Genomic DNA, 11,214 nt, shown 5'->3' with positions numbered 1-11,214 from the left:
CGGCGAGCGCGGCGACGGCCCGCTCGGTGCCGGTCCGCAGCATGGGGGCGAGGAGCGCCAGGAACACGGCGGGACCGGCCGCGTCCAGGCCCCACGCCTTGGTGTCGCCGATGGCGTCCGCGCCCAGCGCGCCGAGCAGCGTGGTGAGGTTCCACAGGACGTAGAGGCTGAGCCCGGTGACCAGGAAGCCGATGCGGGCGGCGCGGCGGGTGGGCTGGGCGAGCGAGACGGCGGTGGTCTCGTCGATCACCCACTGCGCGGCGAACGGCCGCACCGCGCGGGGCAGCGCCAGCAGCTGCGACAGCCGCAGCCCGTAGAAGGCGTTGCGCACGCCGAGAAAGAACGCTCCCGCGGCGGCCGTGACGGCGCCGCCGCCCGCCGCGAGCGCCCCCACCAGGGCGAACTGGGAGGCGCCGGTGAACACCAGCAGGCTGAGCGCGCAGGTCTGGAGCAGGCTGAGCCCGCTGCCCGCCGAGGTCACGCCGAAGGCGAACCCGGAGAGTCCGACGGCGACCCCGACGCCGAGGGCGTCCCGTACGACGGCGCCGTCCGGCTTCGCTCCGCCGTCGGAGAGCCCGTCTCCGGTGCCGGACCGTAGGTCCGCGTACTCGTGCTCTGCTGTCCGTTCCGCTGCCACGCACCGGACGCTACGGAAAGGTCCCCGCGCGCGTCTTGTACGTTCTTGCGCTCGCGCTGGTAGGCGCCCGGCGGGACGCCGACGATCCGGCTGAAGTGCCGGTTGAGGTGCGGCTGGTCGGTGAACCCCACGGTGACGGCCGCCTCGGACGGTGTCGTCCCCGCGTCCAGCAGCCGCCGGGCGCGTCGTACGCGCGCGTCGGTGAGCCAGGTGTGCGGGGGCATCCCGTAGGCGGCGCGGAAGGCGCGCAGCAGGGCGAACGGGCTGGTGCCGAGGTCGGTGGCGAGCCGCTCCAGGGTGGGCGGCTCGGCCATGCGCTCCTCGAGCACGGCACGCGCGCGTGCCGCGGTCCGGGCGCCGGCGGTGCGGACCTCGCGCCGGGGCAGCGTGCCGCCGTTCAGCCGCAGCAGCCGGGTGACCACGACCCGCAGCAGGGTGTCGGCGGCGAGCGCGTTGCCCTCGTCGGTGGCCCGCAGCACCTGGTGGACCAGCCGCACCGTGTACGGGTCGTCGAGGACCGGCGTGACGAAGCCCGGGGTGCCGCGCAGGGTGGTGGTCTCGGCGGCGATCGCGGCCACGACGTCCGGCGACGGATAGACGGCCCCGTACCGCCAGCCCTCGGGGACGCCCGCCCTGCCGGTGTGGGGCGTGTCCGGGTTCACCAGGGCGAGGGCGCCGGCGCCCGCGTACTGGTCGCCGCTGCCGTGGTGGAAGACCTCGACGCCGTCGGCGATGGCGGCGATCACGAAGTGCTCGTGGGTGTGCCGGACGAACGACTTGCGGATGTAGCGGGCGCGCAGCAGGTCGACACCGGGCAGTTCCTCGTACCGCCAGTGCCGCGCCCGTTCCCCGCGCGTTTCCGCCATACCGTCATTGTCACGCGGCCCGGACGGCGCGCGGACCGGCCCGGTTGTCAGTGGCCGGGTGCACGATGGAGCCATGGTCAGCGATCCGCGCCGCGCCCTGGACGGCTTCTCCCCCGCGACCCGCGGCTGGTTCACGGGTGCCTTCTCCGCGCCCACCGCCGCCCAGGCCGGCGCCTGGCAGGCCATCGGCGCGGGCTCGGACGTGCTGGTGGTGGCGCCCACCGGGTCCGGCAAGACGCTGGCCGCGTTCCTCGCCGCCCTGGACCAGCTGGCGTCGACGCCCCCGCCGGCCGACCCCAAGAAGCGCTGCCGGGTGCTGTACGTCTCGCCGCTGAAGGCCCTCGCCGTGGACGTCGAGCGCAATCTGCGCAGCCCGCTGACCGGCATCCGCCAGGAGGCCGTGCGCCTGGGGCTGCCCGAGCCGGAGGTGAAGGTCGGCATCCGCTCCGGCGACACCCCGCCCGCCGAGCGCCGCGCCCTCGCCACACGGCCGCCGGACATCCTGATCACCACGCCCGAGTCGCTGTTCCTGATGCTGACGTCCGCCACGCGCGACGCGCTCGCGGGCGTGGAGACCGTGATCCTCGACGAGGTGCACGCGGTCGCGGGCACCAAGCGCGGCGCGCACCTGGCCCTGTCCCTGGAGCGGCTGGACGAGCTGCTGCCGAAGCCGGCCCGCCGCATCGGCCTGTCGGCGACGGTGCGCCCGGTGGACGAGGTGGCCCGCTTCCTGTCCCCGCGCCGCAAGACGGAGATCGTGCAGCCGGAGTCGGGCAAGGAGTTCGACCTCTCCGTGGTGGTGCCGGTCGAGGACCTCGGCGAGCTGGGCGGCTCACCCGTCTCCGAGAGCTCGGAGGGCGCGGAGAAGCCCTCGATCTGGCCGCATGTCGAGGAGCGGATCACCGATCTGGTGCAGAGCCACCGCTCCACCATCGTGTTCGCCAACTCCCGCCGTCTCGCCGAGCGCCTGTGCAACCGGCTCAACGAGATCGCCTACGAGCGCGCCACCGGCGAGCCCCTGGACGAGCACCACTCCCCCGCCGAGCTGATGGGCAACTCCGGAGCCGCCCAGGGTGCGCCCGCGGTCATCGCGCGGGCGCACCACGGCTCGGTGTCCAAGGAGCAGCGCGCCCAGGTGGAGGAGGACCTGAAGGCGGGCCGGCTGCCCGCGGTGGTCGCCACGTCCAGTCTGGAGCTGGGCATCGACATGGGCGCCGTCGACCTGGTGGTGCAGGTCGAGTCGCCGCCGTCGGTCGCCTCCGGCCTCCAGCGCGTGGGCCGCGCGGGCCACCAGGTGGGCGCGGTGTCCACGGGCGTGGTGTTCCCGAAGTACCGGGGCGACCTGGTGCAGGCCGCCGTCGTCACGGAGCGGATGCGCACGGGCGCGATCGAGTCCCTGCGCGTCCCGTCCAACCCGCTGGACGTCCTGGCGCAGCAGCTCGTGGCGATGACCTCGATGGACACCTGGCAGTTCGACGACCTGCTGGCGCTGGTCCGCCGGGCGGCCCCCTTCGCCTCGCTGCCCGAGTCCGCGTTCACGTCCGTGCTGGACATGCTCGCCGGCCGCTACCCGTCGGACGCCTTCGCGGAGCTGCGCCCGCGCGTGGTGTGGGACCGGGTGACGGGCGAGATCACCGGCCGTCCGGGCGCCCAGCGGCTGGCCGTCACCTCGGGCGGCACGATCCCCGACCGCGGCCTGTTCGGCGTGTTCCTGGCGGGCGCCGACCCCAAGAAGGGCGGGGGCCGGGTCGGCGAGCTGGACGAGGAGATGGTCTACGAGTCGCGCGTGGGTGACGTGTTCACGCTCGGCACCAGCTCGTGGCGCATCGAGGACATCACGCGCGACCGCGTCCTGGTCTCCCCCGCGCCCGGTGTGCCGGGCCGGCTGCCGTTCTGGAAGGGCGACCAGCTGGGCCGGCCGCTGGAGCTGGGCCGGGCGGTGGGCGCGTTCCTGCGCGAGGTGGGCTCGCTGTCCGACGAGGACGCCCGGCTGCGGCTGCTGGCCGCGGGCCTGGACGCCTGGGCCGCGGACAACGTGCTGTCGTACCTGGCGGAGCAGCGCGAGGCGTGCGGCCACATCCCGGACGACCGGACGATCGTGGTGGAGCGCTTCCGTGACGAGCTGGGCGACTGGCGGGTGGTGGTGCACTCCCCGTTCGGCGCCCAGGTGCACGCCCCCTGGGCGCTCGCGCTCGGCGCCCGCCTCTCCGAGCGGTACGGCATGGACGCCCAGGTGATGCACGCCGACGACGGCATCGTGCTGCGCCTCCCGGACGCCGACCTGATGGGCCTGGACCTGCTCGACCAGGAGCCGTCGCGGGCCGGCTCCGAGTACGACGCGGACAGGGCCCCCGTGGGCGCCGCCGACGTCGTCTTCGACAAGGGCGAGGTCGACCAGGTGGTCACCGACCAGGTCGGCGGCTCGGCGCTGTTCGCCTCCCGGTTCCGTGAGTGCGCCGCCCGCGCGCTGCTGCTGCCGCGCCGCAACCCGGGCCGGCGCACCCCGCTGTGGCAGCAGCGCCAGCGTGCCTCCCAGCTGCTCCAGGTGGCCGGGGAGTTCGGGTCGTTCCCGATCGTCCTGGAGGCGGTCCGCGAGTGCCTCCAGGACGTGTTCGACGTCCCCGGCCTGGTCGAGCTGATGGGCGACCTGGAGTCCCGGAAGGTGCGGCTGGTCGAGGTCACCACCCCGGAGCCGTCCCCCTTCGCCCGCTCCCTGCTGTTCGGGTACGTCGCCCAGTTCCTCTACGAGGGCGACTCCCCGCTCGCCGAGCGCCGGGCGGCCGCCCTGTCGCTGGACTCGCGGCTGCTCGCGGAGCTGCTCGGCCAGGCGGAGCTGCGCGAGCTGCTGGACGCCGAGGTGCTCACGGAGCTGGAGCGCGAGCTGCAGTGGCTCACCGAGGACCGGCGGGCGAAGGACGCGGAGAGCGTCGCCGACCTGCTGCGGCTGCTCGGTCCGCTCACGGAGTCCGAGCTGGCCGAGCGGGGCGCGGAGCCGCAGTGGGCGCGGGAGCTGGCCTCCGCGCGGCGCGCCATCCGCGTGCGGGTCGCGGGCGAGGACCACTGGGCGGCCGTCGAGGACGCGGGCCGGCTGCGGGACGCGCTGGGCACGGCGCTGCCGGTGGGCGTGCCCGAGGCGTTCACCGAGCCCGTCAAGGACCCCCTGGGCGACCTCCTCGCGCGGTACGCGCGCACGCACGGCCCGTTCACGTCGGCGACGGCGGCGGCCCGCTTCGGGCTGGGCGTGGCCGTCACCGAGGGCGCCCTGCAACGCCTCGCGGCGGCCGGCCGGGTCGTGCAGGGCGAGTTCCACCCGGCCGGCATCGGGCAGGAGTGGTGCGACGCGGCGGTGCTGCGCCGGCTGCGCCGCCGTTCACTCGCCGCGCTGCGGCACGAGCTGGAGCCGGTTCCGCCCGCCGCGCTGGCCCAGTTCCTCCCCCAGTGGCAGCACCTGGGCAAGGGCCACTCCCTGCGCGGCATCGACGGACTGCTGCGGGCCGTCGAGCAGTTGCAGGGCGCGTCCGTGCCCGCCTCCGCCCTGGAGAAGCTGGTCCTGCCGTCCCGGGTGGCGGACTACGCCCCGGCCATGCTCGACGAGCTGACCGCCTCCGGGGAGGTGGTCTGGGCGGGCGCCGGTTCGCTGCCGGGCAAGGACGGCTGGGTCTCCCTGTACCTGGCGGACGCGGCCCCCCTGCTGCTGCCTCCCCCGCACCCGCTGGAGACGACCGCGCTGCACGAGTCCGTGCTGGCCGCCCTGTCCGGCGGTTACGGCCTCTTCTTCCGGCAGATCGCCGACCAGGTCCGCGCCACCACGCACCCCGAGGCGGGCGACGTGCAGCTGGCCGACGCCCTGTGGGACCTCGCCTGGTCCGGGCGGCTCACCAACGACACGCTCAACCCGCTGCGCGCCGTGCTCGGCTCCGGCCGCACCGCCGGGTCCACCGCCCACCGCGCCAAGCGCGCGGTGCCGCGCGGGCGCTACGGCTCGCTCACGGCGGCGGCGCGCAGCGCCTCCCGTACCGGCCCGCCGACCGTCGCCGGCCGCTGGTCGCTGCTGCCCGACCGGGACGCCGACACCACGGTCCGCGCCCACGCCCTGGCCCGTACGCTGCTCGACCGGCACGGGGTGGTGACCCGGGGCGCCGTCTCCGCGGAGGGCGTGGAGGGCGGCTTCTCGGCGGTGTACCGCGTGCTGTCCGCCTTCGAGGAGACCGGGCAGGCCCGGCGCGGCTACGTGGTGGAGGGCCTGGGCGCCGCGCAGTTCGCGATGGACGGCGCCGTGGACCGCCTGCGCGCGGCGGCCAACGCCCGGGAGCGCGGCGAGGGGCACACGGCCCCGGCCGCGCCCGCCCCGTTGGGCGCGGCGTCCGACCCCTACGGTCTCGGGCCGGGCCGGGACGACGCGTCGTACCTGCCCTCGCGGCCCGGTGAGTACGTCTCGCCGCGCGACCTTGCCGCCCAGGGCTCGCAGCCCTGGCAGAACGGCGGCGGACCGTCGTACGACCCGTTCGCCGGCCGCCGTACGGGGCCGGACCGCGCCTCCCGGGCCGTGGTGCTGGCCGCCGCCGACCCGGCCAACGCCTACGGGGCGGCCCTGGGCTGGCCCGAGCCGCCGGACGGCGCCGGGCACAAGCCGGGCCGCAAGGCGGGCTCCCTGGTGGTGCTGGTGGACGGTGAGCTGACGCTCTACATGGAGCGCGGCGGCAAGACGGTGCTCGCCTGGCCCGCCGACCCCGGCGCCGACCCGGCCGACGACCCGAGGCTTCCGGCGGCAGCCGAGGCGCTCGCGAACGGCGCCCGCGCGGGCTCCCTCGGCACAATCACGGTGGAGCGCGTCAACGGCGCCCCGGCCCTGACGTCCCCGCTGGGCGCCCTTCTGGAGACCGCCGGGTTCGTGGCCACCCCGAGAGGGCTGCGGCTGCGCGCCTGACCGTGTGCGGGCCGGCCGTGTCACTCTTGACGCATGCCCGAAGGAGACACGGTCTGGCAGGCCGCGCGACGGCTGCACGACGCCCTCGCCGGCCGCGTCCTGGTCCGCAGCGACCTGCGCGTGCCCCGCTTCGCCACGTCCGACCTCACCGGCCGCTCGGTGCTGGACGTCACGGCGCGCGGCAAGCACCTGCTGACCCGGATCGAGGGCGGCCTGACCCTGCACTCGCATCTGCGGATGGACGGCTCCTGGCGGATCTACGCGCCCGGGCAGCGCTGGAACGGCGGCCCGGCGCACCAGATCCGCGCCGTCCTCGCCAACGCCGAACGCACGGCCGTGGGCTACCGGCTGCCCGTGCTGGAGCTGATCCGCACCGAGGACGAGGAGGACCGCGCGGTCGGCCACCTCGGCCCCGATCTGCTGGGCCCCGACTGGGACGCCGACCTGGCGCTCGCCAACCTCGCCGAGGACCCCGGCCGCGAGCTCGGCGAGGCGCTGCTGGACCAGCGGAACCTCGCGGGCATCGGCAACGTGTTCAAGAGCGAGCTGTGCTTCCTGCTCAACGTCACGCCCTGGCTGCCCGTCGGCGAACTCCCGGCCGACCGCATGGCGAGCCTCCCGGAGCTGGCCAGGAAGCTGCTGGAGTTCAACCGCGACCGCGCCGTCCGCAACACCACCGGCCGCCGCGGCCAGGACCTCTACGTCTACGGCCGCGCCCGCCGCCCTTGCCTGCGCTGCGGCACGCCGATCCGGGTGGCCGAGCAGGGCGACGGCTCACGCGAACGCCCCACGTACTGGTGCCCCGTCTGCCAGCCGGGACCCGCCCCCGAACCCGCGCCGCGAGCCGGCCGGGGCCCTGCCCGGTAGCCGGCACAGCCGCCTTGAGGGCGTCACTCCGCCCCGGGCTCACGGGCTGCGCGCCAGGCCCGCCGCCACCGCCCGGCGGCGAGCGCCCCGTCTGCCCGCGCCTTGGGCAGACAGTGGACCGGAAGCACGCTCAGGCCCCATCCGCCGGCCGCGACCGCACCCTCCAGGGCGCCGGCGTCGGGCGCCAGCAGCAGCCGTGCCGCCGCCCACCACCACAGGGCCGTGAACGCCACGCAGGCGGCCCACCGGCGCACCAGGGGCCCGCTTCTCCACGCAAGGGATGCGCCCCGCGCCCGTGTCACCCGTTCGCGGCCTGGAACATCCAGTGGTGCTTCTCGAGGTCCGCGGTGATCGTGATGATGATGTCCTGGGTCACCGGGTCGGGCTCCTCGGTCGCCGCGATCCGCTCCCGCATACGGGCGATGACCGCGCCCAGCGCGTCCACCAGCGCGCTCACCGCCGCCGCGTCGTCGACCCAGCCCTCGGGCGTGACGCCGATGCCGCTGCCGACGGCCACGGTCGCGGCCCGCCCGTCGGGCGAGACGCCCAGCGCCGCGGCCCGCTCGGCCACCGTGTCGGAGTGGCCGCGTGCGGTGGTCACGACCTCGTCGAGCTGGAGATGGACGGAGCGGAAGCGCGGTCCGACCACGTTCCAGTGGATCTGCTTGGCCACCAGGGAGAGGTCGATCAGATCGACCAGGGCGCCCTGCAGTGCCTCAGAAACGGTCTTCAGGTTCTCGTCGGACAACGGGCTCTTCACGACGTACATCCGCACCTCCGTGGCTGGTCCCCCGCCTCCGTCTCCACGATGACGGCCCCCCGCCGCACCGGCAAACGCAGCCCCACCCGCACCCACGGCACTTCCCGGAGACGCGAAAAACCCCGGCGGCACCCCTCCGGAATCCTCCGGAGAAGCCCTCACCGGGGCATCTCACACCTTCACACCGCGCGGAGCGCCGGACGCCTGGTCAGGCGGCGACGACGTCCACCGCCTCGGCGGGCGCCTTGATGGTCACCCGTTCCGGTGGCACACCGGTCACCGACACGGAACCCAGCATCGGTCGAACCGGCGTGGGTACGGGCTCGCTGGGGGTCGCTGCAGCAGACTGGGCCAGCTCGGCGAGAGCGAGTTCGTCGCTCACCTCGCGCATGAGCTCGGACATCCGTACGTCCAACGCGTCGCAGATCGCGGAGAGCAGCTCGGAGGAAGCCTCCTTCTGCCCCCGCTCCACCTCGGAGAGATAGCCGAGCGAAACTCGGGCGGACGAGGAGACTTCGCGCAGAGTACGGCCCTGGCGCTGGCGCTGCCGACGCAGCACGTCACCCAGCAGGCGACGGAGCAGAATCATCGGTGGCTCCCTCCTCGGACCGCGTAGCCGCATCCTTCTCGCCCCACCGTACCGCCTCGCGCCGCGGCCGTGCGGGGAGCGATGTCGTGTTCACTCTGGGCTGCAAACATCAAAACCCCCCGTTCCGTTCCGTATCCTGTGCCCGCTCATTCCCGGTCTGTTCGCCCGCCAGCTCCTCGAGGAGCAGGGCGAGCACGCTCCGTACACTCTCCATACGAATTTCCGCGCGGTCGCCGTTCAACCGCAGACGGCGCACTTTTCCGCCAGAGGCGGAACCGGCGCCCTCCGTGAAGGGGCCGTCGACCGCCACGTACACCGTGCCGACGGCCTGTCCGTCCTGGGGGTCGGGTCCCGCCACCCCGGTGGTGGCGATGCCCCAGTCGGCGCCGAGCGCCGTGCGCACTCCGGCCGCCATCTGGGCCGCCACCTGCGGATCCACCGCTCCGCGCTGGGCCAGCAGAGTGGCGTCCACGCCCAGCAGCCGGTGCTTGAGCTCGGTGGCGTAGGCCGTCACCGAGCCTTGGAAGACCTTGGACGCCCCGGGGACGGAGGTGATCTCCGCCGCCACCAGGCCACCGGTCAGCGACTCGGCGACCGCAAGCGTCCCGCCGTTCACGGTGAGTAGTCGCACCACCTCGGTGGCCGTTGAACTCACTCTTCCGTCTCCTCCAACGCCGCCTTGCGCTCGGCGATTCCCTGCCTGCGGAGCACAATGGCCTGTTTCACATAGTCGAGGCCGGTCACCACGGTCAGCACCACCGCCGCGGCCATCACCCACCACCGCAGCGTCGCCAGCCACCCGGTCAGCGCGAGCACGTACATGCCCACGGCCACGCCCTGCGTGAGGGTCTTGAGCTTGCCGCCCCGGCTGGCCGGGATGACCCCGTAACGGATGACGAGGAAACGCAGCAGGGTGATCCCGAGTTCCCGGCCGAGGATCACGCCCGTGACCCACCACGGCAGGTCGCCCAGCGCGGACAGGCAGATCAGCGCCGCGCCCATGATGGCCTTGTCGGCGATGGGGTCGGCGATCTTCCCGAAATCCGTGACCAGGTTGTAGGTGCGCGCCAGATGACCGTCGAACAGGTCGGTGATCATGGCGATGGCGAAGGCCGCCCAGGCGAACGACCGCCAGGCCGGGTCGTAGCCGCCGTCGGCGAGCATCAGCATGACGAACGCCGGCACCAGCAGCAGCCGGAGCATGGTCAGCAGGTTGGCGATGTTCCAGACGCTGGCCTGGTCGACGGCCGCCGCCGCGATCTTGCCGCCGCGCGGGGCCCGGGTGGAGCCCTGCGCCTCGGCGGTCCCGGCGATCCCGGTGTCCTCGGACGACGGCGGTGAGGAGGACGTGGCGGAGGAGGCGGCCGCCGCGCGGACGTCCTCGGGGCCCGACGCGTCACGCCGTGCCTTCCCGCCTCCGGAGCCGCCCGGAGCCCTGTCCCTTGCCTCCCGTGCGAGCGCGCGGCCGGACGCCGGTGTCAGGCCGCCGGACGCGGGGCCCTTCACCCTCCTCGCGCCGGAGGGGCCACCTGCCGCCGATGCCGGGACACCCGTCATCTGCCCGCCTCCTCGATGCGCGCGGGCGAGCCCTCGAAGAGCGGCTCGGCCACCAGGTCGACACCCTCCGTGCCGACCACCTTCGCCTCGACCATACGGCCGACGCTCAGTCCCTCGCCGCTCGTGAGCAGCACCTGGCCGTCCGTCTCGGGAGCCTGGTGCGCGGCACGGCCGTACACGCCGTCCTCCTCGCCGACGGACTCCACCAGGACGTGCACGGTCTCGCCGACCCGCTCGTCGGCGCGCTGCGAGACGAGTTCCTCGGCGAGCCGGGAGACGCGGGCCAGACGCTCGGCGACCACGTCCTCGTCCAGCTTGCCGTCGTAGCCGGCCGCCTCGGTGCCCTCCTCGTCGGAGTAGCCGAACACGCCGATGGCGTCCAGCCGGGCGTGGATGAGGAACCGCTCCAGCTCGGCGAGGTCGGACGCGGACTCGCCCGGGAAGCCGACGATGAAGTTGGAGCGCACGCCGGCCTGGGGCGCCTTGCTCCGGATGGTGTCGAGCAGCTCCAGGAACCGGTCGGTGTCGCCGAAGCGGCGCATGGCGCGCAGCACATCGGGCGCGGAGTGCTGGAAGGACAGGTCGAAGTAGGGGGCGACCTTCGGGGTGGAGGTCAGCACGTCGATCAGGCCGGGCCGCATCTCGGCCGGCTGGAGGTAGCTGACGCGGACCCGCTCCAGGCCGTCGACCTCGGCGAGTTCGGGCAGCAGGGACTCCAGCAGGCGGATGTCGCCGAGGTCCTTGCCGTAGGAGGTGTTGTTCTCGGAGACCAGCATGATCTCCTTCACGCCCTGCTCGGCCAGCCACCGCGTCTCGTTGAGGACGTCGCTGGGGCGGCGGGAGATGAAGGAGCCGCGGAAGGAGGGGATGGCGCAGAAGGAGCAGCGCCGGTCGCAGCCGGAGGCCAGCTTCACGGACGCCACCGGGGAGCCGTCCAGGCGGCGGCGCAGGGGCGCGCGGGGGCCCGAGGCGGGGGCGAGGCCGTCGGGCAGGTCGGCCGGGCCGTGTCCG

General features: G+C 74.5%; 9 protein-coding genes and 1 pseudogene. 2 read left to right on the top strand and 8 right to left on the bottom strand.

The window, feature by feature from the left end; all coding sequences use genetic code 11:
* Positions 1 to 637: AzlC family ABC transporter permease (locus CCN29_RS22220; protein ID WP_086683974.1), on the bottom strand; the 637-nt coding region annotated here is incomplete at its 3' end.
* Between the two features lie 113 nt (positions 638 to 750).
* Positions 751 to 1,503: pseudogene (locus CCN29_RS22215) on the bottom strand (AraC family transcriptional regulator); the annotation flags it as partial.
* 73 nt (positions 1,504 to 1,576) lie between these two features.
* Here CCN29_RS22215 and CCN29_RS22210 point away from each other — a divergent pair.
* Together CCN29_RS22210 and CCN29_RS22205 are read left to right on the top strand one after the other, a co-directional pair.
* Positions 1,577 to 6,430, top strand: coding sequence for an ATP-dependent helicase (locus tag CCN29_RS22210; RefSeq protein ID WP_086683971.1), 4,854 nt, complete (start codon positions 1,577 to 1,579; stop codon positions 6,428 to 6,430).
* A 33-nt stretch (positions 6,431 to 6,463) separates the two neighbouring features.
* Positions 6,464 to 7,297 carry an Fpg/Nei family DNA glycosylase gene (locus CCN29_RS22205; RefSeq protein ID WP_006130044.1) on the top strand — a complete coding sequence of 278 codons (834 nt, stop codon included), beginning with the start codon at positions 6,464 to 6,466 and terminating at the stop codon, positions 7,295 to 7,297.
* A gap of 23 nt (positions 7,298 to 7,320) precedes the next feature.
* Here the strand turns inward: CCN29_RS22205 and CCN29_RS22200 are convergent, their stop codons facing one another.
* The 6 genes from CCN29_RS22200 to CCN29_RS22175 all read right to left on the bottom strand — a co-directional run.
* On the bottom strand, positions 7,321 to 7,551 hold the full coding sequence (locus CCN29_RS22200) for a hypothetical protein (RefSeq protein ID WP_006130045.1): 231 nt from the start codon (positions 7,549 to 7,551) through the stop codon (positions 7,321 to 7,323).
* A gap of 44 nt (positions 7,552 to 7,595) precedes the next feature.
* Positions 7,596 to 8,066: a Dps family protein gene (locus CCN29_RS22195; protein WP_006130046.1), complete on the bottom strand. Its 471-nt coding sequence runs from the start codon at positions 8,064 to 8,066 to the stop codon at positions 7,596 to 7,598.
* 199 nt (positions 8,067 to 8,265) lie between these two features.
* Complete coding sequence (locus CCN29_RS22190) at positions 8,266 to 8,646, bottom strand: helix-turn-helix domain-containing protein (RefSeq protein ID WP_003993396.1); 381 nt, start codon at positions 8,644 to 8,646, stop codon at positions 8,266 to 8,268.
* A gap of 109 nt (positions 8,647 to 8,755) precedes the next feature.
* Complete coding sequence (locus tag CCN29_RS22185; protein ID WP_006130047.1) at positions 8,756 to 9,301, bottom strand: CinA family protein; 546 nt, start codon at positions 9,299 to 9,301, stop codon at positions 8,756 to 8,758.
* Entirely contained in the window at positions 9,298 to 10,203 is a 906-nt protein-coding gene (pgsA, locus tag CCN29_RS22180; protein ID WP_086683969.1) for a CDP-diacylglycerol--glycerol-3-phosphate 3-phosphatidyltransferase, read from the bottom strand. The genes CCN29_RS22185 and pgsA overlap by 4 nt, the downstream gene beginning before the upstream one ends.
* Positions 10,200 to 11,214: MiaB/RimO family radical SAM methylthiotransferase (locus CCN29_RS22175; RefSeq protein WP_086683966.1), on the bottom strand; the 1,015-nt coding region annotated here is incomplete at its 5' end. The genes CCN29_RS22175 and pgsA, both read right to left, overlap by 4 nt.

The sequence above is a fragment of the Streptomyces pseudogriseolus genome (assembly GCA_002154585.1).
GTDB lineage: Bacteria > Actinomycetota > Actinomycetes > Streptomycetales > Streptomycetaceae > Streptomyces > Streptomyces pseudogriseolus.
This window is presented reverse-complemented; position numbering and strand designations above follow the sequence as displayed.

Bases quoted from the DNA above. Each gene is read 5' to 3' on its own strand.
- CCN29_RS22205 (WP_006130044.1), top strand. From the start codon at position 6,464: ATGCCCGAAGGAGACACGGTCTGGCAGGCCGCGCGACGGCTGCACGAC.
- CCN29_RS22195 (WP_006130046.1), bottom strand. From the start codon at position 8,066: ATGTACGTCGTGAAGAGCCCGTTGTCCGACGAGAACCTGAAGACCGTT.
- CCN29_RS22190 (WP_003993396.1), bottom strand. From the start codon at position 8,646: ATGATTCTGCTCCGTCGCCTGCTGGGTGACGTGCTGCGTCGGCAGCGC.
- pgsA (WP_086683969.1), bottom strand. From the start codon at position 10,203: ATGACGGGTGTCCCGGCATCGGCGGCAGGTGGCCCCTCCGGCGCGAGG.
- CCN29_RS22210 (WP_086683971.1), top strand. From the start codon at position 1,577: ATGGTCAGCGATCCGCGCCGCGCCCTGGACGGCTTCTCCCCCGCGACC.